This window comes from Desulfoplanes sp. (assembly GCF_054921335.1).
Genome location: NZ_JBUDSQ010000018.1, coordinates 1 through 22,580, shown reverse-complemented (window position 1 = coordinate 22,580; position 22,580 = coordinate 1). Strand labels below are relative to the sequence as shown.

Here is a 22,580-nt window from a genome sequence, read left to right as displayed (position 1 = left end):
ATCACGATTCTCCGAGCAATCTTCGAGCGATGACCTTGGCGGCCCTGCGGCCGGCCCCCATGGCCATGACCACGGTGGCCGAACCGGTCACGATATCACCACCGGCAAAGACCATGGGAATACTGGTTTCCCCGGTCTGGTCATCTCCCTCGATATAGCCCCATTTAGTCTTTTTCAGTCCCGGGGTCGCACCAAGCAGCACCGGGTTGGGTCCCGTGCCCAGGGCCAGGATGGCGAGATCCACCGGCAGGACATAGGTTTCCCCTTCTATGCAACACGGTTTGCACCGGCCGCTCTCGTCGGGCTCGCCCAGCTCCATCCGCTGCAGACGGATACCGGTCAAATTCCCGTTGTCATCCCCTTCAAAGGCCAGAGGCTGGGCCAGACATTCCAGACAGACCCCCTCTTCCAGCGCATGTTCCAATTCTTCCCGGCGCGCGGGCATCTCGTTCTTGGTCCGGCGGTAGACGATGCTCACCTTTTCCGCACCAAGCCTGAGGGCCGTGCGTGCCGCGTCCATGGCCACGTTGCCCCCGCCGAACACGGCGACATGCCTTCCCTTGGGAACGGGGGTATCGTATTCGGGGAAGCGGTACCCCTTCATCAGGTTGACCCGGGTCAGAAATTCATTGGCCGAGTACACGCCGATGGATGACTCTCCGGGAAGGTTTAAAAATTTAGGCAGCCCGGCACCCACGCCGACAAAAATGGCCTTGTACCCCTGGGCAAAGAGATCATCGATGGTCACGGTCATCCCGCCCACCTGGTTGGTTTGAAACTCCACACCCTGCAATTTGAGAAACTCCACCTCGGTATGGACGATGGACTTGGGGAGCCGAAATTCAGGAATCCCGTAGGTCAGCACCCCTCCCAATTCGTGCAATGCCTCAAACACGGTCACCTTGATCCCCTTGGCCGCCAGATACCCGGCAACGGTCAGGCTGCTCGGTCCCGAACCTATGGCCGCAACCTTGATGTCCTCGCGGAGCATGGGGCAGTCGTCGCGTCCCGTGATGGCATCACACGGATTCTCGGCATAGTAGGAATCGGCCACGAACCGTTCCAACCGACCAATGGCAATGGGTTTACCCGTGGGATTGAGTTTACAATGCCCTTCGCACTGGTGTTCCTGGGGGCAGACACGGCCGCACACTGCCGGCAAACTATTGGTTTCCTTGATGATCCCATAGGCCTGATCGATATCCCCTTTGGCAACGGCATGGATGAACCCCTTGCAGTCCACTTCAACCGGGCAACCGGTCTGGCATGTGGGATTCTTGCACTGCAAACAGCGCGAGGCCTCGATCATGGCCTGGTCCATGGAATAGCCCAGGGCCACTTCATTGAAATTCGTACACCGGACCGTGGGGTCCTGCATGGGCATGTCGACGCGTGGTCGGATTTTGCTCTTTTTAGCCATGGCATCCACAATAGGTTTCGTAGGAGGCCTGCTCCTGTTGTCGAAAGGAACCCAGCCGCAGCATCAATTCGTCGAAATCCACCTCATGGGCGTCGAATTCCGGGCCGTCCACACAGGCAAACCGGGTCTTTTTCCCGACGGTCACCCTGCATGCCCCGCACATCCCTATGCCGTCAACCATAATCGGGTTCAGGCTGACAATGGTCTTGACCTTGAATGGCCGCGTTGTCTCGGCCACGGCGCGCATCATGGGCACGGGGCCCACCCCGACCACCTCGCCGACCGCACTATCCTTTTCAAGACGGTCGGCCAGCACCTCGGTGACAAATCCCCTGTGTCCGTAGCTCCCGTCATCCGTGGCCACCAAAACCTCGTCACAGAATGAGGCGAGCTCCGTTTCAAAGAGGAGCAGATCCTTGCTCCTGGCACCGATGATGGCCACGACCCTGTTCCCGGCCTTGTGGTGGCCCTTGGCGATGTGGTGCATGGCAGCAATGCCCGTTCCCCCGCCCACACAGATGACCGTGCCCACCTTGTCCAGACGGGTCGGCTTGCCCAGAGGTCCACACAGATCGAGGATGTCATCGCCCTGCTCCAACCTTTCAAGCATGGCCGTGGTCTTGCCCAGAACCATGTACACGATAGTTATGGTCCCGGCCCCGGGATCGGTGTCCGCAATAGTCAGGGGAATGCGTTCCCCCTCGGGCGAGAGCCGCAGGACCACAAAATTGCCGGGTTTGGCCTTGGTGGCGATATTCGGGGCGTCAATGACCATTTCGCTCACCCTGCCGGGAATGAGCCCCTTTTTTTTGACGATCGTGCTTGGCATGTGCCCTCCTGCGGCTGACCGTTTTTTCCCTCCCAGCTGAAAAAATTCGACTTCGGGAAAAGCGGTATCTTCATTGCATAATAAAAAAGTTTCACTGTCTACTTGTCAAAACGCCGTCACCATCGTATCGGTAAAGCAACCTATAGACAACGGTTGTAGCCCAATACGGTGAAACGGATGCGTATCCCCCCGGCATATCAGACACAAGCCCTGAATTTTCCACCTCCTGCGAGCCGGGAGGCCGGAAATAGCCAGGCTGAAGAGCAGGAAACCTCCTCGGTTTCCGTGCGTCTGGGCAAGTTCGGGCTCACCTATTCCACCCAGGATACGCAACCCGAGGATTCCAGCCCCCGGGCCGGCACGTTCTCCCGGCCGGCCGCCAGTTTTGCCCAGGAATTTTCCTTTGCCCTGGCCCGGCAAACACGGCCGGACAGCTCCCTTTCCAGCCAGTCATACCAACCTTCCCAGCCATCATCTCCCCTTGTCCAGGCCCAGGCCTTCCAGGCCTATAGCATGCAAGCCGATTATCAGGCAGCGGTTTCCACGCCAACGTTTTCTGCCATGGCTTAGTTGCAGGGCAACTTTCCACCGGTCCCGGCGGTCATTATGACCCCACAAGCTCCTTGAGCCTGGCAAACGCCTTATCGATTCCTTGTGCATTGGTCCCGCCCGCCTGGGCAAGATCCGGCCGACCGCCACCGCCACCGCAGATCTCGGCGGCAACGGGCTTGATCAATCCCGGGGCCGTGAACCGGCCGTGCAGATCCTTGCCCACGAAAAGGAGCAGAACGACCTTTTTTCCCACCTGGGCGGTCAATCCGATCACCCCGTCCGTCAGCTTGGAACGAAGATCATCCATAAGGTTCCTCAGGGCATCCACGTCCTGGGCCTCGGTCCTTATCGTCAAAACCTTGACCCCGCCGATCTCCTCAATCCCCTGCATCAGATCCTTGCCCTGGGAGGCGAGCAATTTTTCCTGCAGCGTCTTGTTCTCCCGGGTCAACTCCTTGAGCTGCGCCTTGAGGGACTGGACCCTGCCCAGCAATTCTCCGGATTGGCTTTTCAGTTCCCGGGCCACCTGATCGTGTTCGGCCCGGAGTTCCTTCCAGTGGACCAGGGCGTCCCATCCGGTCAGGGCCTCGATACGACGGACCCCCGAGGCAATGCCCGATTCCGACAGGATACAAAAGGTGCCCGCCTGGCCCGTGGACCGAAGATGGGTTCCACCGCAGAGTTCCACCGAAATCCCCGGTACTTCGACCACCCGGACCTGCTCTTCATATTTTTCTCCGAACAATGCCATGGCATCCTTGGCCCGGGCCTCTTCAAGGGACATGACCTGGGTGGTCAGGTCCACGTTGGCCAGAATGGATGCGTTGACCGCATCCTCCACCCGGATGATCTCCCCGGGCGTCATGGGAGCGATATGGGTGAAGTCGAAGCGTAGCCGGTCCGGCGTGACCAGAGAGCCCGACTGTTTGACATGCTTGCCCAGAACGTTCTGCAGAGCGGCCTGGAGAAGATGGGTACAGGTATGGTTGCGGGCGGTGGCGATGCGCACGCCTTCTTCAACGGTGAGGCCGGCCTCCTGATCCAGAGCAAGCTCCCCGTCGCTGACCACCACTTCATGAACAACGAGCTGGGGAGAGGGTTTGAGGGTATTCACCACCTGCGCCTTGCCCGTGGGGGTGACCATGCTTCCGGTGTCCCCGGCCTGGCCACCGGATTCTCCATAAAACGGGGTTTGGGCGGTGAGCACATACCCCTTGGAATCCCGAACCAGTGCATCCACACTCTGCCCCTTGTCATCGAGCAGGGTGACGATCCGGCTGTCCGCGCACAGGGTGTCGTAGCCCACGAACCGGGTCTGCATGCCCGCTTCCAAAAGCTTGGCAAACTGGGCGGCAACGTCCTTTTCGCCGGACCCGGACCACGCCTCCTTGGACTTGCGCTTCTGCTCGGCCATGAAGGTGTTGAACCCGGTCTCGTCCACGGACATGGCCTGCTTCTCGGTGACATCGTTGACGATATCCAGGGGGAATCCATAGGTATCGTAGAGTTTGAAGGCCACTTCCCCGGAAATGACCCGGCCCCCATCCTCGCGGACCCGATCCATCTCCTGCTCCAGAATAGCCAGTCCCTTGTCCAGGGTCTGGCTGAAACGGTCCTCTTCCTTCTTGATCACCGAGACCATGAAATCCTGATTGTCCAGCAGTTCGGGGAAGGCATCCCCCATCTCCTGGACAACGGTCCGGGCCTGCTCGTACAAAAAGGGCTGCTGCATGCCCATGAGACGACCGAACCGAAAGGCCCGGCGGATGAGACGACGCAGGACATACCCGCGCCCTTCGTTAGAAGGCAGGATGCCGTCGGCGATCAGAAAAGCCATGGCCCGGCTATGGTCGGCAATGACCCGCAGTGCGGTATCCGTATCATCGGCATCCCCGTACGTTACCCCGGCCCGCTCGGCCATAGAGGTGATCAGGGGAATGAACAGATCCGTATCAAAATTGGTGTACACGCCCTGACACACGGCCGTGATCCGCTCCAGCCCCATGCCCGTATCGATGCTCGGTTTGGGCAAGGGGGTCATGGTCCCGGTTTCGTCCCGGTTGAACTGCATGAACACCAGATTCCAGATCTCCAGAAACCGGTCGCAGTCGCATTTGCCGATCCCGCAATCCGGACCACAGGCCATGTGTTCGCCCTGGTCGATGTGCAGCTCCGAACACGGGCCGCAGGGACCGGTATCGCCCATGGACCAGAAATTGTCCTTTTCCCCGAGGCGATAGATACGCGACTCCGGCAGTCCGGCCACCTTTTTCCACAGGTCAAAGGCCTCGTCATCGTCCTTGTACACGGTGGCGTAGAGCTTTTCCTTGGGCAGACCGAGTTCCTCGGTGATGAACTCCCAGGCAAATGCAACGGCCTCTTCTTTGAAATAATCCCCGAACGAAAAATTCCCCAGCATCTCGAAAAAGGTATGGTGCCGGGCTGTGCGTCCCACATTCTCCAGATCGTTATGCTTTCCGCCCACACGCAGACATTTCTGGGAGGTCGTGGCCCTGGAATAGTCACGCGTTTCCTGGCCCTGAAAAATCTTCTTGAACTGGACCATGCCGGCATTGGTGAAAAGCAGGGATGGATCGTCTCTGGGAATGAGCGACGAGCTTGGCCGGCGCGAATGTCCCTTGCTTTCAAAATATTTGAGAAATTTTTCGCGGATTTCTGCTGCGGTTATCAAAACGGATTCTCCTTGATGCTTCTACATTATATCAATCCACTATTCCCCTTCAGCCGGCACGACTTCTTCCTCGGCTGCAGGCTCCTTCACCCCCAGCTTGACCAGCAAGGCGTCCTCGATCTGCTGCCGGATGTCGGTATTTTCTTGCAAAAAGGCACGCACATTCTCCTTGCCCTGGCCAAGTCGCTCGGAACCAAAAGCGTACCATGAGCCGCTCTTGTCGACCACCTTGTACTCGACCCCCAGATCCAGGAGTTCCCCTTCCCGGGATATGCCCTGGCCATAGAGGATATCGTACTGGGCCTCCCTGAAGGGAGGAGCGACCTTGTTCTTGACCACCTTGACCCTGACCCGGTTGCCGTAGACCTCATCCTTGTCCTTCAGGGTCTGGATCTTGCGGATGTCCAGCCGGATCGAGGAATAGAATTTCAGGGCGTTACCGCCCGTGGTCGTCTCGGGGCTGCCGTAGCCCATCATACCGATTTTCATGCGGATCTGATTGATGAAGATGATCGATGTCATGGACCGGTGGATGGTTCCGGTCAGCTTGCGCATGGCGTGGGACATGAGCCGGGCCTGCCCCCCCACCTGGGTCTCCCCCATACTCCCCTCGAGTTCAGCCTGGGGGATGAGCGCGGCCACGGAATCCACAACCACCACGTCGACCCCACCGGAGCGGACCAGGAGATCAGCGATCTCCAGGGCCTGTTCCCCGTAATCGGGTTGAGAGACCACAAGTTCATCGGTGGCCACCCCCAGCCGCTTGGCATAGTTCACGTCCAGGGCATGTTCGGCATCGATGAACGCCGCCGTCCCTCCCTGTTTCTGGGCCTCGGCGATCAGGTGCAGGGCCTGGGTGGTCTTACCCGAGGATTCCGGGCCGTAGATTTCAATGACTCTACCGCGGGGGATCCCGCCGATCCCCAGGGCCAGATCCAAACCGATGGACCCCGAGGGAATGGCCGGGATGGCCTGGTGCGCGGAATCGGCCAGGCGCATGGCCGCCCCTTGACCGAATTTGCGCTCGATGGTCGTGATGGCCGTATCCAGGGCCTCTTTCTTCATTTGTTCGGGGGGGATGTTTGTCGTCTTGCGGGCCATAGGGTTACTCCATGCGTTTTTTATCGGGATAAAGGGAGAACATCAGCACGACCTGTCCACACGGTAGTCCCAGCCACATGCGGAAACGGCGTGGCAACCGTTCTTGGATGGTTCCGGAATACAAAACGTGTTTTGGTAGCAAAATCATTGTCCCAGGGCAAGCACACATCACACATAACATCATAACATCTTAATAAAATTGAATTTTAAAACTTCGGATTCTTTCAAAAAAATTTCTTCCCCACATACTCCCGACCTCTCGGCCACAAATTCCAGGATTGCTTAACCACAAAGTCTCGGCTAGGTCCGCCCGATGCAAACAACACAATACCAGGCTCTCTCCCTGTTTTCTGGTGGACTGGACAGCATTCTCGCCACCAAAGTCATCCAGGCCCAATCCATCCCGACCCTGGGCGTCCATTTCGTGTCCCCGTTCTTTGGAGAAAGGGGAGCGGTCAAACGGTGGGAAAAAATCTATGGGGTCCCCATTGTTGTCCATGATATAGGGGAAGATTTTGTCCGTATGCTCCTCGATGGCCCCAACCAGGGTTTCGGCAAGATCCTCAATCCATGCATCGACTGCAAGGTCCTCATGTTTGCCAAGGCCAAGGAGCTTTTGGCCCATTACAATGCCCGGTTCATCGTTTCAGGAACCGTGGTCGGCCAGCGCCCCATGTCCCAGCGCAAGGACGCCATCAATATCGTCGACCGTGACGCCGGGGTAAGGGACATGGTGCTCTGCCCCCTGAGCGCACTGCGTCTCAAGCCGACCCCCATGGAGGAACAGGGGCTCGTGGACAGGTCCAAACTTTTGGGACTATGGGGAAGGGGGCGCAAGGCGCAGCTGAAAATGGCCAAGGAGATGGGGATCACCGAGATACCGACCCCGGCCGGAGGATGCAGACTGGCCGATGCCGAGGCAGCGGTCAGGTATGTCCCCTTGCTCGAACACCACCCGGCCCCCTCGGCGGCGGATTTCTATCTGGCCAACGTGGGCAGACAGTACTGGAAACGCAGGAGCTGGCTGACCATAGGTCGGGACCAACACGATAACAACCACTTGGATGGGCTCCACAAAGAAGCGGACCTCCACTTCCATCTGGCCGACTTTCCCGGGCCCCTGGGCATCGGCCGGCCCTTGCCGGACATCCCCTGGAACGGGGAACGCGTCCGGGAAGCCGCGGCACTGGTGGCCTCTTTCTCCCCCAAGGCAAAAAAATCCCTGCGCAGTGTGGATGTCACGGTCCGGCACCACGGTGATCAGGAGATCCTCTCGGTCATGCCCGACCGGGGGGACGAGTCGGGCTGGCAACCTCCCACCTGGACCGAAGCCGAGGCGTTGAAAAAATCATGGTTACACAGATAGGTCCGGATATCATCCTGGTTCTGGTCAGCGCCGCCCTGTTGTGGCTAGGGGCCAATTGGATCGTGGACAGCGCCGCAGCCATCGCCCGAAAATTTAACCTGTCCGAACTGGTCATCGGCTTGACCGTGGTTGCTTTCGGCACTTCGGCCCCCGAATTTTTGGTCTCGGCCACGGCCGCGTTCAAGGAACTCGGCGATATTTCCCTTTCCAACATCGTCGGGTCAAACATTTTCAATCTCGGTCTGATACTCGGCCTCATGGCCATGATCAAACCAATCAGAACCCACCCGACCCTTGTATACAGGGACGGGGTGTTCCTATGGACCATGACCATTCTGGTCACGCTCTTCTCCCTGGATCTCTATATGGGACGGGCGGAAGGAACCGTCCTGTTGGGCTTGCTTATCGGATACATCACGTTTTTGATCTTTCGGGGACAAAAGGAGCTCAGCGGGCTGGATCTCCCGTCCCAACGTGCGGCAACATGGAAGGATTACCCCACGCTGGTTGCCGGTTTTGTCTGTATATCCCTGGGCGGGCACTTCATGGTCGATTCAGCCTCGTCCCTGGCAGAATTCATGGGCGTGAGCAAATGGGTCATCGGCGTGACCATCGTTGCGGCGGGCACCTCCCTTCCGGAGCTGATCACCTGTTTGGCAGCAACCTTCCGGGGCAAAAACGACATGCTCCTGGGAAACCTCCTCGGCAGCGATTTCTTCAATTTCGCCGGGGTATTGGGGATGACCTGCATCCTGCGGCCCTTGGAAATTTCCCCGACAGCATTGCCCAGTCTGTATGCCTTGGTGAGCATGGTCTTTCTGGTACTCGTTTTTATGCGCTCCGGCTGGAGAGTGGGACGCGTGGAGGGGGCGTTGCTCATTCTGATCAATCTGGGACGGTGGACCTGGGATTTTATGGGATAACAACGCATTCCATCACGGATCTCTCGTAGGGGCAGACCTGAGTGTCTGCCCCTACGAGAGATCCGGACAAATCTGCTGAGCTTCCGAACATGCAAAGGCCGCCAAAAGGCGGCCTTTGTATTTGTGAACGGGTGGATGCACCATCTTTACTCTATCGCGCATCCCTTATCCCCCACCATGTATCATCTATCCTGTCTGTCCTTGCCCATCACGATCCTTCCAAGGCCTCGGCCGGCAACGGATCTTCTTCCCCGAGCTGTTGCGCCCCAAAATTGATCATGTGTTTGATGACCCCCTGCTGCCTGAGATACCCGACAATCCTGGATGCCCCGGAAAGAATGATCCTGACACCGGGCCGCTCATCCACGATGAGCAGGGGGACACCCCTGAATCCGCTACTGGAAAAATAGGTCGTTGCCTTATCTATATCCTCGCGCAACGCATCCGGGATTGCAATAGGGGGAACGGTTTCCTCGCTCTCCCAGTGCAAGATTTCCAAAAAAGGATTTTCCGCGGTCATATTGGCAGACAATATCTGAGACAGCCGCTCCAAATCCTCGTCCCGGCTGTCCATGATATGGAAGGTCCAGTCGGCCTGGTCCGCCTTGTTCACGGCCAGGTTGGCAATGACCTTGCTGCAATGGCCGCAATGCAGGCTGAAAAAAAGATGGTATCTGGGAATGAGCCGCTCGCTAGTCCCGTTTCTGGAATCCGGCCATGTTAGAAAGGCGGTTTCGGACAGGGGAGGGAGTTCTGTAGAGAATACAAGAATGGAATTGGCTGCAAATCCGCCGGTCCACACGGAAAGCCCCAGAAGCAGCACAAGCCAGGATCTCCGCACCCAGGCGAACAGCACGGTCAGCACGAACAGGGCCGCGCCCACGCCGATGCACAGCTGGCAATGCTCGCGCAGGACCATGAACTGGAACCCGAGCAATCCGCCGTCAAAGGCGAGCGCCCCCATGAGGATGAGTGTAACCAATCCCCAAAGCCATTTTTTGTCATACCGCCCGGCAAAAAAGACCAGCAGCCAGAGCACCCAGAAAAATATCGCCCCGGCCTTGACCAGCATAAGCTCGCCAAAACGAACATATTCCCCGACTACCTGGCAGGAAGTCGTTATACACAGGCTGGCATGACGGGTGGTTTGGAGATAGACGTCGGTGGTGAGAGTGAGAGCAAAGAGAATAGTAAGGAGTAAAAATAGATTTTTCTCCCGCAGTATTGTTGTCATAATTTATCAAACAAAAACAATAGATGGTTTTCAAATTTAAATTTGAAAACCATCTATTGTTTTATGTGAAATTTTATGAAGCTGTACAGTTAACCTCATTTCTACCTGAAATATCACAATCTACAGTATAGCCGTCAAGAGTAAACCCGTCTAAATTTGTTCCCGTAACAGTACCATTCGAATCAAGAGAAAGAGATGCATTTTGATTAGTAGCTCCAACATCGCAAGGATATCCAGTGCCATTACTTTCTCCAGTAGCAAACGCTGCAGCCAATTCAGTTACACATGTTGTAAGACCTGCTGTGACTCTAGCCTCGACCGCATTCCTTTTATACTTCGTAAACTGCGGAATAGCCACAGCTGCCAAAATACCGATGATGGCCACGACGATCAGAAGTTCGACCAGGGTGAAACCTTTTTCATTCTTGCGTACCATACCCATGCCTCCTCAATGTTGAGAAAAATGATATTTACCGGTTGCTAGCCGTTTTCAAAGAGTATGACAACCCTTTTCTGCCCGTGCCGTGCAGCTAGACCATAGGCGGCTCCTCCTTCCCTTTCGGGACCCTGATCGCCTTGTCCGTGTGGAGAATGGCCAACCAAAAAACCGGCTTACCTATCTCTTAGGTAACCCGGTACGATCTTCCCCTACCAGGCAACCCGGCTGTCTTGATCGCTGCAAGACCCGTGGCTTTCCGTCCCTGCCTCGCGACAGGTTTGGCTTTTTGACTGTTACGGCTACCCGGGACCGCCCCGGTGGCCGACACATGGTTCATGTTGGCTGCGTACTGATCAAGTAAAGATATATTCTTTTTTGTGTCAACAATGAATTCATGGGCCAAGCCCCATCGATCTTTCGTTTCGCTCTCCCCAGCGGTCCATTTGTTGCCGGATACCGACATGTTACATTTTAAGTAACTATTCAGGACGAGCACTCGCCATGAGGGTGTGTCTTTCTCTGGGAACGCCGAGCGTCTGCTCGGCCTTTTGGGAAATGCCCAATGGGTATATCGTCATTGTGTTCGGTTCTAGTATGTGCCCCTATTCCCTGCGGATTCGTCGACGCATTGCCGAGCAGACGCCCGGCGTTCCCGGGAGGAGCAATGCATGACCCAGCCTTCATCGGCTGAATAGTTACCATTTTTCATACAACCGACACATGCGGCCTGTGACCTGGGATCTACGTCCCTCCATCCCTTGACTTGCCCTCACACGCCCTTATACATATTCGTTCATATAACCACACAGAGACAACCTTTTCCCTTTTTCGGAGGCTCCACCATGGCAGATTTTCGTACCGCAACCACCAGAACCGCCCCCCAGGCCGAGGTCTTGAATGCCTTCATGCGCGGGGTATACCAGTGGATGGCCGGCGGCCTGGCCCTGACCGCGATCACCGCCTACCTGGTCGCATCAAGCCCGGCTCTTGTCCAGGCGATCTTCGGCAACCAGATCCTTTTCTGGGGATTGATCATCGCTGAATTCGGCCTGGTCATGGGTATCAGCGCGGGCATCAGTAAGCTCTCCGCGTCCACGGCCAGCGGGCTTTTTCTTCTGTACAGCGGACTGAACGGGGTCACCCTCTCGGCCATTCTTCTCGCCTATACGGGAAACTCCGTCGTCGGCACCTTTGTCATTTGCGCCGGTATGTTCGGGGCCATGAGCGTCTACGGCATGGTCACCAAGAAGGATCTGACCTCCTTGGGCAGCTTCATGTTCATGGGGCTGGTCGGGATCATCCTGGCCTCCATCGTGAACATCTTTCTCAGAAGCCCGGGCCTGGAGTTCGCCATCAGCGGCATCGGCGTTCTTGTTTTTGTGGGCTTGACCGCCTATGATACCCAGAAACTCAAAGAGATGGGACAGTCGGCCCCCATGGATGACGGAACCGCCGTCCGCCGGGGAACCATTCTTGGCGCACTGACCCTGTATCTGGACTTCATCAACCTCTTTCTCATGCTGCTCAGATTTTTCGGGCAGGGAAGGGACTAACATTTTTCGACACCAGATCACCATTACGGGGCGGGCTCTTTTGGGGGCTTGCCCCTTTTTTTTCTTGAAAGCATTTGTGGACGGCTTTTGGTGGGTTTCAGGGGCCTGCTTTGAATGTGAGGTAACTTGAATGCTGGAATTCTCCGGCTTTGTTTTTTCCCTCCTGGGAACGCCGAGCGTCTGCTCGGCACTGCGTTTACGAACCAGCAGCAATAGAGGCAGATGATGTTGACCAGGCAGTATGAAGCTGTTGTACCCTTCAGCTGTTGCTCGAAAGGCCGAGCAGACGCTCGGCGTTCCCGGGGATACGTCACCTCATAAACCTCAGGCCAATCCCCCCTTCCACCTCCGAAAACATGCGCATTCCTCTCACCAATCCGATTTCAGGAAGTCTTTCGTGAATCTTACAAAATGGCAGTCATCCCTCTCACCGCTCATCGCTCCGCTAGGCCATGCCTATGCGGGGCTGATGCGCTTACGTGCAAAGGCTTTCAAACATGGCCCCGTGCCTTCGTGGTATCCCAATGTCCCCTGCATTTCTGTGGGGAATATTTCCTGGGGAGGGACCGGCAAAACCCCCATGGTCTCCTGGCTCCTGGACTGGACACAACAAACCGGTCGTCATCCGGTTGTTCTGACCAGGGGGTATCATGGGCAGCCGCCCCACCTCCCGTTCCATGTAAAAACAACAAGTTCTCCTGAACAATCGGGTGACGAACCCCTCATGCTGGCCAGGGCCCACGGACATGCGGAGGTGGTCGTCGATCCCAAACGTATCCGCAGCGGCCCCTGGGGCGAACAAAAATTTTCGCCCGACCTGTTCATCCTGGATGACGGGTTCCAGCACCTGGCCGTTCAACGGGACGTGGATATCGTCTTGCTGGCGGAACAGGATCTGCTTGAGGGCTGGAATAGGGTTATCCCTGCTGGCTCCTGGCGGGAAGGGGAAAAAGCTCTCGACCGCACAGATGCCTTTGTGGTCAATATCACGGGTTCATCGCTTGATCAGCTTTTCCCCGCTGCCGTATCCCGCCTGAAACAATGTGGCCGCCCCATCTTTTTTGTCCAGCTCGTCCCCGTGGGGCTCTCCCGCATGCAGACCAATGAAAAAGTCGCCCACCTTGAAGAAGCCCCCTATTTCCTGTTCACCGGCATCGCCAACCCCGATCGGGTCCGGGCCACGCTAACCGACCTGCTTGGATACCCTCCTGCCGATGTACGGTATTTCCCGGATCATCACGCCTTCACAGCCGATGACAAAGAGCGGATCGTCCAGCAGGCCCTTAGAGCCGGAGCATCGCACATTGTATGCACCCCGAAGGACGCCATCAAAATCAGTGGCTGGGACTATCCTAACCTCTTTGAACTCCGGACCCGGCTTTCCTTTGTTGCCCGCGCCAACACATCCCTATGGTTCCCGGACTGGCTTGCACACAGGTTGGGGAACGTGTAGATTGTTTTTCTGGGAACGCCGATCGTCTGCTCGGCCTTTGGAGCACTGCTGGAGAAGATATTCCCATACTGCCTGCCCGACACCGTCTGGTGCTATCCCTGACGGGTAACCCTGAAACCGTAATGATTACTGCCAGGGAGCGCGAGCTTCCCGCCCGCATTTCCACGTTACGCAAGCGATCTCCGGCTCCATGCCCGAAAGTACAGAAACGGGCGAGACACCAGCGTTCCCGGGATTTCTGTTCCATGTTGGGACCACTCTTCCGGTTGACAACTCCCCATTTGGAACGGGCTCTGGTTCAGTAAACGCAATGCCGAGCAGACGCTCGGCATCCCCAGAATCAGGAACAGACACGCCCACACCTTCATCACGGCCTGAATAGTTATCATTGACTGCGAACAGGCCCCAGAAGCAAAAGCCACCATATTCTGACCTTTCCCAAACCTGGAGGCCCCATGGCCCGACGCAAGAAAAAACCCAACCGGCCCGAAGCAAAGATCTCTCCAAAATCCATCCTCGATCTCTTCAACGAGGCCAACCGCCCCCTGCCGGTCAAGGAGATCCTGACCGCCTTTGCTCCCGACAAGTCAGAAAAGAAAAAAATCAAATCCATACTGAACAGCCTCGTGGACCAGGGCAAACTTCTCCGTTCCGGGCGACAGCTCGCCCTGGTCGGCAAACTCCCCCTGACCAAGGGGGTCCTGGAGGTACAGCGCTCCGGGGTTGGATTTGTCATTCCCGAGGACAAACGGCGCAAGGACATCTTTGTCTCCCCGGACAACTTCGATGAAGCATGGCCCAACGACACCGTGCTCGTGGCCGTCCTGCCCGGCCGCCGGGGGAAGAACCAGGAAGGAAGGATCGTCCGAGTCCTGGAACGGGCGTTGTCCGTGCTCCCCTGTCTGGTCCTCAAGCGCGTTGGTCCGGCCTCGTTTGTGTGCCGACCTGCCGACCCCAAAATCCCGCTTCTCTTCACTGCCGACTGCGGTTCCCTGACCTCCCACCCCCAGACCAACGACATCATTCTGGTCTCACCGGACGAGCGTGTCGACAAATCCATGTGGATGGGTACGGCCACGGCCATACTGGGTGGAGAGGGGGATCTGTCTGTCCAAGAGAATTTGGTAAAAATCGGCCACTCCATTCCCGGACCCTTCCCCCGGTCGGTCATCAACCAGGCATCGGAACTCCCGGACCGGCCGTCTCCCGATGATTTCAAAAACCGCAGGGACCTGCGCGGTCTGCCCCTGGTAACCATCGATGGAGCCCGGGCCAGGGACTTCGATGACGCCATCCATGTTGCCCGTACGGACAAAGGGTTTTGCCTCCATGTGGCCATCGCCGATGTCTCCCACTACGTGTATCCGGGATCTCCATTGGACCGCGAAGCGCTTGAGCGGGGCAACTCCTACTACTTTCCCCTCTCGGTGGAACCCATGCTGCCCGAGGCCCTGTCCAACGGGCTGTGCAGCCTGAACCCTGATGAACCCCGACTGGCCATGGTTGCGGAAATCGAGTTTTCGTCACAGGGAACCCCCAGAAAAAGCTCCTTCTATTCTGCAGTCATCAAGAGCCATGCGCGGTTGACCTATTCCCAGGTCAACGAAGCTCTATTCCTGGATAATGGCCAGGTGCGCCACGACCTCAAACGCACCCTCCCCATGCTCGAAACGGCCGAAACCCTGGCCCGCAAACTTCTCGCCAATCGGCACCAACGCGGATCAATTGATTTTGATCTTCCGGAATCCGAAATCATCCAAGACCCGGGTGAGCTCGCTATCCAGGTCATCCCCAGGACACGCCATTTCGGCCATCAGATGATCGAAGAATTCATGCTTGCTGCCAACGAGGCTGTGGCCGAGTATCTGACCGAACGCCAAGTCCCTGTCCTCTACCGCGTCCACCCCGAGCCGGACCAGACCAAGCTGGACGCCCTCATGAAGCTCCTTGCCCGGACCGATCTTGGCGAGCACCTGCCCAAAGGACGCTCCCCAAAGGAGCTCCAGGAATTGCTCTCCACTGCCGCGCGCTCCGACATGGAATTCCTGGTCAACCGTCTCTTGCTCAGATCGATGATGAAGGCCGGATACAGCCCGATCAACCAGGGCCATTTCGGCTTGGCCTCCGGATGCTACTGCCATTTCACCTCACCCATACGACGGTACGCAGACATCAACGTGCACCGGGTTCTCAAAACATGTCTGGGTGCGGGGGAGACCAAACTGCCCGGGAAAAAGTCCCTGACCAACATCGGAGAAAGTATCAACGCATGCGAACGTAAGGCCATGCAGGCCGAACGGGAGATCCTCAAACGGGCCACTATCCTCCACCTGCGGGAACACATCGGTGAGGTCTTCGAAGGGGTGGTTTCGGGGTTGGCGGATTTTGGATTCTGGGTGGAACTCGAGGATATCCTGGCCGAGGGGTTGGTCCGCTTGTCCTCCTTGGGGGACGACTATTACGCCTTTTTGAACCGAGAACAGATCATCCTCGGGCAACGGACCGGCAAGACCTACAAGCTCGGACAGCGGATCAGGGTCCGTGTGGAGAATGCCAGTTTGGGAAGACTAGAGATAGATTTGGGGGTGGTTGGGGAAAAATGATGGAAAAAAAACAATAAATCCGTAGGGGCAGGTTCCATACCTGCCCTTTTAAGAAAGACGAGAGAAGGGGAAGACGAGAGACGGGAGGCGACACCACCCCGCCCGTAGGGGCACGGCGCGCCGTGCCCTGTTTCCCCATCCCCGGAACGATACTCCCTCATTTCCCAATACAAAAATCATCAAAAATCGCGTTGAGCACCTCATCCGGGGTGATCTCTCCGGTCAGTTCCATGAACGCCGCGCAGGCCGCGTCCAGATGCACGGCCAGCAAATCATAGGGGATCCCTGCCTCCAGATCCTGCAGCAAAACCTCCAATGCCCCACCCCCCTTTTCCAACCCTTTTTTCTGACGCAGGTTGGGAACCAGTCCGCCCTGGTCGGGTTCTGGCTGTTCTTTGGTAATCCGGTGGACAATGGTCTCTTCCAGCCGGTCCAGGTGGGTCCCTTGTTTGGCCGAGAGCATGATCAAAGGATGTCCCGCCTCCTCCCATTTCTTTTTCCAGGCGGGTTCTTCTCCGCAAACATCCATCTTGTTCCCGACGACGATGAGTTTTTCCCTTGGCAGAATCCGGACCAGCCCCCTGTCTTCCTCGTCCGGCCCCTTTCCACCGTCGATGAGCAGGAGGACCAGATCCGCCCCTTCCACCAGGGCCCGGGTCCGCTCCATCCCGACCCGCTCCACCCGGTCACCGGATTCTCGCAGGCCGGCCGTGTCCACGAGGCGGACCGTCATTCCACCGAGCACGATGGTCTCTTCCAAATAATCCCTGGTCGTCCCCGGCACCTCGGTGACGATGGCCCGGTCCCGGCCCAGGAGCGCATTCATCAGACTCGACTTGCCCGCATTGACCCGGCCGGCCAGAACAACCAGGGCCCCTTCCCGCCAGCATCGGTTCCGTCCATAGGCCCTTACCAGCTCCCTTGTTTCCAAGACTACGGTTTGGACCCGTTGAGCAAAGTCTCCAGGCTCCAGACATTCAATCTCGTCCTCGGGAAAATCCACGGCGACGCAGAGTTCCCTTTTCAACCCCTCGAGATCTCCACGCAGGCCACGCAATTTTTCCCCCAGAAGCCCCCCCAGCTTGGAGGCGGCCATGGCCAATCCCTGGGTGGAACGGCCCCCGATCATCTCGGCCACGGCCTCGGCCTGGGTCAGGTCGAGACGTCCGTTCAGAAAGGCCCGCTTGGTAAATTCTCCCGGTCCAGCAGGATCAGCGCCCAGATCGAGGACCCGTTCAAGCACGGCCTGGAGAACCAGCGGCCCTCCGTGGCAGTTGATTTCCACCACGTCCTCCCCGGTGTACGATCCCGGACCGGGCATATAGCTGACCAGGACCTCATCCAGGGGATTGTCCATTCCATCCACGACCTGGCCGTGGTGCAGGGTATAGGGCCTGAAATCGGTGAATCCCGGTCGCGACGAACAAAAGAGGGCCAGCCCGAGACTCCGGCTTTCAGGGCCGCTGATCCGTATGATCCCGACCCCTCCGGTCCCGAGTGGGGTGGCGATGGCAGCGATGGTTGTCTGCATATGCTTTGTTTCCTTGGGTATTCTGACAGCTGCGACCAAGAAGGGCGGTCGCACCCCCCGTCTGGACCCACAGCGATAGAGGAGAGAGAAAACAGAAGGGAAAAATCGACAACGGCAGGGCCCGACGGGATGGTATCCCGGGCTTGTTCCGGGATCTCTCCAGATCCGGCGTGATATTGCCGTCTCGGCCATATCCTGTCCATCGAGATCCCGGCCTACGCCGTGAAGAACGATACTCGCCCAAGATCCCTTTTACGACGTGGTACCATTTTTACTAAGTTCTAACCGGAGAAAAGCGGCTGGAAGCCGCTTCTACCTGACATGCCATGGACTCAGAACAACGTGGAAATGGTACGATACGGTTATTTCCGCGCGGAAAGTTATCCCCTCCATACGCAACAAGGCAGAGCCTACGGCCCTGCCTTGTTGGTTGTTTCCTCGATCCAGCCGAACCGTTCAACGGTCACGAGGCCTGATTTTCGGCTGTCTTCTCCGTCTGTTCGACCTGGTCGGCAGGTCCGCGTGCGTTGCCGTTGTGGCCTTGGTTGTGAGCGCCATTCTGGTTATTCTTCTTGCGCCGGGCCATGACCAGTACCCGTTTCATGGGGCCGTCCCCCTTGCTCCGGGTCATTATCTCCCGGTCCTCCTGCAGGGTCATGTGCACGACCCTACGGTGGTACGAACTCAGGGGACGGGTGCTCTGGGTCCTATGACTGGATTTAGCCTTCTGGGCAAGGAACAACGCGGTCTTGCGCAGCTGCTCATCCTGCTTTTCCCGGTAGTCCCCTGCATCGAGCTGGATGCGATTGATTCCGGGAAACTTCCGGGAGACGATCCGATTCAAAAGATACTGCATGGCCGAGATGGTCTGGCCATCCCGTCCGATAATCAGCCCGGAATTGGCCTCATCCTCGATGACCACTTCTATGGGCATCCGGTCCATGTCCACCCGGATGTCACACCCATCGGCAATATTGGTCAAAAGCATTTTTGTGCTGGTAATGATGTGTTCCCTTGCCGCCTGAGTATCGATGTCCTTATTGGCCGGTCGAACATCCTCTTTGGTCGGAGTGGTTTGCTCTTTTGGCTTGGGACGCCCATTTTTGACCGGCTCCTGCGTTGTTCCAGGAACGCTCTCTTGCGTATGGACAGAGCTGCTCGGGGGTTCCTGTCGCGGCGGCTTTGGAGCCGTCTTTCCACGCTCCGCCCGAGGGGACGTTTTCTTTGTCCTACCTTCTTCCTGTTTCTGCGAGGGCTTGTCCTTCTTTTTGGGACCAGCCTTGGAACCACCCTTGTTCTTTCCGGACTCCCGCCCACCCTTTGGGGAAACATCGGGGGCTTGTTCGCCTTTCCCTGGGACTCCGGTCTTTTTCGGCTTGGGTGCTTGCCGCAATCTGGCCTTTATCTGGGCCTTCTTCACGCCAACGAGTCCAAAAATACCCGAGGACCCTCCGCTGACGATTTCAATCTCCAATTCCTCACGTGAACAGCTGAAATGACGACAGGCCAAGGCAATGGCATCATCCACCTGCTTGCCCTGAAAACTCTTGTACTCGCTCATAACGACTCCTTGCTATCGCCTCTCCGCAGCAACCGGCTTGCTTCTATTGGCATCTTTTGTGTGCGCCCATAATCCCAGCGAAAATCCGGGGCGTTGTCCATCTCGATACATTGGAACGGGGGTGCGGACATCGTCTGCACGCACCCCGTTTGCCGGAGTACAATCTATACACGATGTTGCGAACGGGGCGGGTTGGCAAATACAACCAAACCAGATTCCACTATACTTTCCGAGAGATCATCCATTGCTGGGCAATGGAAAGAATGTTGTTGACCATCCAGTAGACAACAAGGCCGGACGGAAAATTCAAAAAGATAAACGTAAACACGATAGGCATGAACAGCATGATCTTCGCCTGGGTCGGATCACCGGCAGTGGGGGTCATCTTTTGCTGCAAAAACATGGTCGCCCCCATGACTATCGGCGTGATATACAGGGGATCCTTTGCCGAGAGATCCGCCAACCAGACCAGATCGGTGAACGGAAGATGGGCGATGAACGGGGCATGACGGAGCTCGATGGCCCCGAGCAGAGCCTGGTACAGGGCGAAGAACACGGGAATCTGCAGGACCATGGGCAGACACCCACCGGCAGGATTGACCTTGTGCGCCTTGTACAGCTGCATGACCTCCTTGTTCATCTGATCGCGGTCATCCTTGTACTTTTCACGCACCTGGGCCATGAGAGGCTGGATCTTCTTCATCTTTTCCATGGACTTGTAGCTCTTCTGCGACAAGGGCCAGAAAAGGATCTTGATGAGGAAGGTCAGGATGATAATCGCCACACCGTAATTGTTGACGTAGTTATTCAGAAAGTTCAGCCCGACAATCAGCGGCTTGGCAATGATATCGAACCATCCGTAATGGATGGACCGTTTGAGCTCGTTGGGAGCAACGGCCATGGCCGAATTCTTTTTCGGTCCGAGATAATAGGTGCAGGAAAGCGATTGTCCCTGTCCCGGCTCGATGATCATATTCTGGCCCACGAGAAGACGGTAGACGTCCCCGTCCAACTTGGCCTTGATGCCCATGTCGCCTGACATGGGGGCCAGGGCGAGGATGAAATAGTTGTTCTCGATACCCGCCCACTTGAGCGCATTGCCCGCAGGAAGGGCGATCCCCGTTTTCAGATCGTCCTCATCGTTCTCCTCTTCAAGCCCCTGGGAGGATAAAAAGGCGACCAGGTTCTGATTGTAACGGTCATCCTTGCTGGAAAGGCCCGTGCTGGCCAGAGAAAAATCCAGCTCTCCCGAAACCTGGGCCTGGGTCGTGTTGACCACCTCGATGGTCTCATCGATCTCATACCGGTCCGCGCCAAAGGAGAGCGTGCGGATAAACGTCACCGAGCCGAGCTTGCCGGTGAACGTCAGGGTCCCCTCCTCTTGGCCGTCCAGGGTAAGGTCCTTGCCCGCAAACCCCCAGACCCCCTCACTCCATGCGGGAGTACGGTTCCAGCTGATACCCAACGGGGCCCTGTTCAGGGACGCGGGAGTGACCAGATCGATGTTCGGGGAATCCTTGGCAATAGTCTCTCTGTATTTCTTAAGGACGAAGTGCTCCAAAATTCCGCCGTCCGTATTCAGAACCACCCTGTACAACGGCGTGTCCACAACCACGTTCTTGCCCTCGGTGGGGGTGAAGGCGGCGTTCGGCCGACTGGGTGCAGGACCCTTTTCGGCTTTTTGCACGGGCGATTTTTCCGTGGCTTCAGGAGCCTGAGCCGTTTGCGACTGTACGGGCTCGGGTGTTTGGACCGGCGGTTGCTGAACCGGCGGAAAGAGCCAGTTCCAGACCAGCAAAACCCCGATCGACAGGGCTACGGCAAGTACGACACGACTGTTATCCATGTGATGTTTTCTCTTTTACACGGCTGATGGTTGGGCTGGGTCCGGGCAAAGGAACCGGATCGAATCCGCCTTTGCACAACGGATGACAACGGACGATTCTTTTCAACGCCAAACAGATTCCCCTGCATGCACCATGTACCAAAAAGGCTTCTTTGGCATATTCGGAACAGGTGGGAACAAAACGACAGCACGGGGGATACAGGGGGGAAATCAAGGACTGATAGATGGAAATGGATTTGGCGAGAAAATGTCGCATGGGAACCGGAAGGTCACAGATCGGTATGAACCGACCGCGACACACGGCCAGAGAGTTGTTGGAATATGAATGTTCCCAGTTCCTCTGCAACCTGTTCGTAAACAAGGTCAAAGGCACGAACATTCCGCTTGGGAATCACGACATAATCGATACCGGATGGAATACGGTTCTGCTGGAGACGGAAAAATTCCCGCACAACCCGCTTTATACGGTTACGCTGGACGGCATTTCCCACTTTCTTGCTCACGGCGAGACCGAGCCTCCACGGTCCGTGATCCTCCCGGGGGCGGACAAACAGGATGAAACGGGACGTAAAATACCGACGGCCCCGTGAATAGCATGACTGGAACTGGGACCGTCGGATCAGATGATACGTTTTGGGAAACCTTAGACGGCTAATCTTTTCCGCCCCTTTGCGCGTCTTCTTTTCAGAATAGCCCGGCCGCCCTTGGTGGCGGAACGGACGAGAAAACCGTGGGTTCTTTTTCTTTTGATCTTGCTTGGCTGGTAGGTGCGTTTCATTTTACTCTCCTCAAATAAAATAAAAGTAACTTATTTTTTTATCCTTGAATTGCATTAACGTCAAGCTGACGGGCCACTCAGGGCCTGGGCGCTTCTCCCGCGAGGGTGGGGATTATTCCTCCCGCTTGATGACCCTGTAGAACAAAATCATCCCGGTGAGCATGGCCAACACCTCGCCCGCCAACAGGACCACATCGTGCCGGAAAAATGCCAGAATACCGATAATGCATGTGCCTAAAAAACCTGACGCACAGGCCACGACAGCGGCCTTTTGGTGGGCCTGGAACCTGGCGTGTGTGTCAAAAAACAAAAATCCCAAAAACACGAACTGCATCCCCAGCCCTAGGGCCAGGAATGCGACAGTGACGACCGGACTCATAAACCTGCCATGGGTTAAAGCTCTTCACGACTGCAAGGGCGGAAGATTGAGCACAGATCGGGACAAAAGACAAGCCCCAACTGCCCTGTTTTTTCAGCGACCCCCCTTTATTTCCCAGCCGGGATTTCCTATCCGATCAATATTCTTCACAACTACCTTTCCGGTCCATATTCTGCTTTAGCGAAAAGAATCTATTGACATCCACCATCTGTGTGTATAAACAAGCGTTTCACTTGTTGCGGGGTGGAGCAGTATGGTAGCTCGTCGGGCTCATAACCCGAAGGTCATCGGTTCAAATCCGGTCCCCGCTACCAATACAA

At 56.7% G+C, this 22,580-nt stretch carries 19 protein-coding genes, 1 tRNA gene and 1 riboswitch; of the genes, 7 read left to right on the top strand and 13 right to left on the bottom strand.

The window, feature by feature from the left end; all coding sequences use genetic code 11:
* Position 1: 1 nt before the first annotated feature.
* Together gltA and ACY692_RS05850 are read right to left on the bottom strand one after the other, a co-directional pair.
* On the bottom strand, positions 2 to 1,420 hold the full coding sequence (gene gltA / locus ACY692_RS05855; RefSeq protein WP_462324411.1) for an NADPH-dependent glutamate synthase: 1,419 nt from the start codon (positions 1,418 to 1,420) through the stop codon (positions 2 to 4).
* Entirely contained in the window at positions 1,413 to 2,249 is an 837-nt protein-coding gene (locus ACY692_RS05850) for a sulfide/dihydroorotate dehydrogenase-like FAD/NAD-binding protein (RefSeq protein WP_462324410.1), read from the bottom strand. The genes gltA and ACY692_RS05850 overlap by 8 nt, the downstream gene beginning before the upstream one ends.
* A 177-nt stretch (positions 2,250 to 2,426) precedes the next feature.
* Between ACY692_RS05850 and ACY692_RS05845 the strand changes: the two genes are divergently transcribed.
* Positions 2,427 to 2,819 carry a hypothetical protein gene (locus tag ACY692_RS05845; RefSeq protein ID WP_462324409.1) on the top strand — a complete coding sequence of 131 codons (393 nt, stop codon included), beginning with the start codon at positions 2,427 to 2,429 and terminating at the stop codon, positions 2,817 to 2,819.
* Between the two features lie 34 nt (positions 2,820 to 2,853).
* Here the strand turns inward: ACY692_RS05845 and alaS are convergent, their stop codons facing one another.
* Together alaS and recA are read right to left on the bottom strand one after the other, a co-directional pair.
* On the bottom strand, positions 2,854 to 5,493 hold the full coding sequence (gene alaS, locus ACY692_RS05840) for an alanine--tRNA ligase (RefSeq protein WP_462324408.1): 2,640 nt from the start codon (positions 5,491 to 5,493) through the stop codon (positions 2,854 to 2,856).
* A 39-nt stretch (positions 5,494 to 5,532) separates the two neighbouring features.
* Positions 5,533 to 6,594: a recombinase RecA gene (gene recA, locus ACY692_RS05835; protein ID WP_462324407.1), complete on the bottom strand. Its 1,062-nt coding sequence runs from the start codon at positions 6,592 to 6,594 to the stop codon at positions 5,533 to 5,535.
* Between the two features lie 313 nt (positions 6,595 to 6,907).
* Between recA and ACY692_RS05830 the strand changes: the two genes are divergently transcribed.
* Together ACY692_RS05830 and ACY692_RS05825 are read left to right on the top strand one after the other, a co-directional pair.
* Positions 6,908 to 7,960 carry a tRNA(5-methylaminomethyl-2-thiouridylate) methyltransferase gene (locus ACY692_RS05830; protein WP_462324406.1) on the top strand — a complete coding sequence of 351 codons (1,053 nt, stop codon included), beginning with the start codon at positions 6,908 to 6,910 and terminating at the stop codon, positions 7,958 to 7,960.
* The gene (locus ACY692_RS05825) at positions 7,945 to 8,883 is read left to right on the top strand and encodes a calcium/sodium antiporter (RefSeq protein WP_462324405.1); all 939 of its coding nucleotides are present in this window, start codon (positions 7,945 to 7,947) and stop codon (positions 8,881 to 8,883) included. Before ACY692_RS05830 ends, ACY692_RS05825 begins: the two co-directional genes overlap by 16 nt.
* 208 nt (positions 8,884 to 9,091) lie before the next feature.
* On the opposite strand, the gene ACY692_RS05820 is transcribed toward ACY692_RS05825, so the two are convergent.
* Both ACY692_RS05820 and ACY692_RS05815 read right to left on the bottom strand, forming a co-directional pair.
* Positions 9,092 to 10,117: a hypothetical protein gene (locus tag ACY692_RS05820; protein ID WP_462324404.1), complete on the bottom strand. Its 1,026-nt coding sequence runs from the start codon at positions 10,115 to 10,117 to the stop codon at positions 9,092 to 9,094.
* Positions 10,118 to 10,190: 73 nt separating this feature from the next.
* Entirely contained in the window at positions 10,191 to 10,553 is a 363-nt protein-coding gene (locus tag ACY692_RS05815) for a type IV pilin protein (protein ID WP_462324403.1), read from the bottom strand.
* Between the two features lie 215 nt (positions 10,554 to 10,768).
* Positions 10,769 to 10,849, bottom strand: a riboswitch (cyclic di-GMP riboswitch).
* Positions 10,850 to 11,398: 549 nt separating this feature from the next.
* Here ACY692_RS05815 and ACY692_RS05810 point away from each other — a divergent pair.
* The 3 genes from ACY692_RS05810 (at position 11,399) to rnr (ending at position 16,165) form a co-directional block, all read left to right on the top strand.
* Positions 11,399 to 12,109 (top strand): Bax inhibitor-1/YccA family protein, encoded by a 711-nt coding sequence (locus ACY692_RS05810; protein ID WP_462324402.1) that lies wholly within the window; start codon positions 11,399 to 11,401, stop codon positions 12,107 to 12,109.
* Positions 12,110 to 12,506: 397 nt separating this feature from the next.
* Positions 12,507 to 13,562 carry a tetraacyldisaccharide 4'-kinase gene (gene lpxK, locus ACY692_RS05805; protein WP_462324401.1) on the top strand — a complete coding sequence of 352 codons (1,056 nt, stop codon included), beginning with the start codon at positions 12,507 to 12,509 and terminating at the stop codon, positions 13,560 to 13,562.
* A gap of 455 nt (positions 13,563 to 14,017) precedes the next feature.
* Positions 14,018 to 16,165: a ribonuclease R gene (rnr, locus tag ACY692_RS05800; RefSeq protein ID WP_462324400.1), complete on the top strand. Its 2,148-nt coding sequence runs from the start codon at positions 14,018 to 14,020 to the stop codon at positions 16,163 to 16,165.
* Positions 16,166 to 16,322: 157 nt separating this feature from the next.
* Here the strand turns inward: rnr and mnmE are convergent, their stop codons facing one another.
* The 7 genes from mnmE to ACY692_RS05765 form a co-directional block, all read right to left on the bottom strand.
* A complete protein-coding gene (gene mnmE / locus ACY692_RS05795) occupies positions 16,323 to 17,696 on the bottom strand; it encodes a tRNA uridine-5-carboxymethylaminomethyl(34) synthesis GTPase MnmE (protein ID WP_462324399.1) in 1,374 nt (457 codons plus the stop codon).
* Between the two features lie 463 nt (positions 17,697 to 18,159).
* A complete protein-coding gene (gene jag / locus ACY692_RS05790) occupies positions 18,160 to 19,257 on the bottom strand; it encodes an RNA-binding cell elongation regulator Jag/EloR (protein WP_462324398.1) in 1,098 nt (365 codons plus the stop codon).
* A gap of 220 nt (positions 19,258 to 19,477) precedes the next feature.
* Positions 19,478 to 21,103 (bottom strand): membrane protein insertase YidC, encoded by a 1,626-nt coding sequence (gene yidC / locus ACY692_RS05785; protein WP_462324397.1) that lies wholly within the window; start codon positions 21,101 to 21,103, stop codon positions 19,478 to 19,480.
* Positions 21,096 to 21,359 (bottom strand): membrane protein insertion efficiency factor YidD, encoded by a 264-nt coding sequence (gene yidD / locus ACY692_RS05780; protein WP_462324396.1) that lies wholly within the window; start codon positions 21,357 to 21,359, stop codon positions 21,096 to 21,098. The genes yidC and yidD overlap by 8 nt, the downstream gene beginning before the upstream one ends.
* A 13-nt stretch (positions 21,360 to 21,372) precedes the next feature.
* The gene (rnpA, locus tag ACY692_RS05775; protein WP_462324439.1) at positions 21,373 to 21,723 is read right to left on the bottom strand and encodes a ribonuclease P protein component; all 351 of its coding nucleotides are present in this window, start codon (positions 21,721 to 21,723) and stop codon (positions 21,373 to 21,375) included.
* A gap of 23 nt (positions 21,724 to 21,746) precedes the next feature.
* Entirely contained in the window at positions 21,747 to 21,881 is a 135-nt protein-coding gene (gene rpmH, locus ACY692_RS05770) for a 50S ribosomal protein L34 (protein ID WP_462324395.1), read from the bottom strand.
* 112 nt (positions 21,882 to 21,993) lie between these two features.
* Positions 21,994 to 22,260, bottom strand: coding sequence for a hypothetical protein (locus ACY692_RS05765; RefSeq protein WP_462324394.1), 267 nt, complete (start codon positions 22,258 to 22,260; stop codon positions 21,994 to 21,996).
* A 237-nt stretch (positions 22,261 to 22,497) separates the two neighbouring features.
* Between ACY692_RS05765 and ACY692_RS05760 the strand changes: the two genes are divergently transcribed.
* Positions 22,498 to 22,574: transfer RNA gene (locus ACY692_RS05760), tRNA-Met, on the top strand.
* Positions 22,575 to 22,580 lie beyond the last annotated feature (6 nt).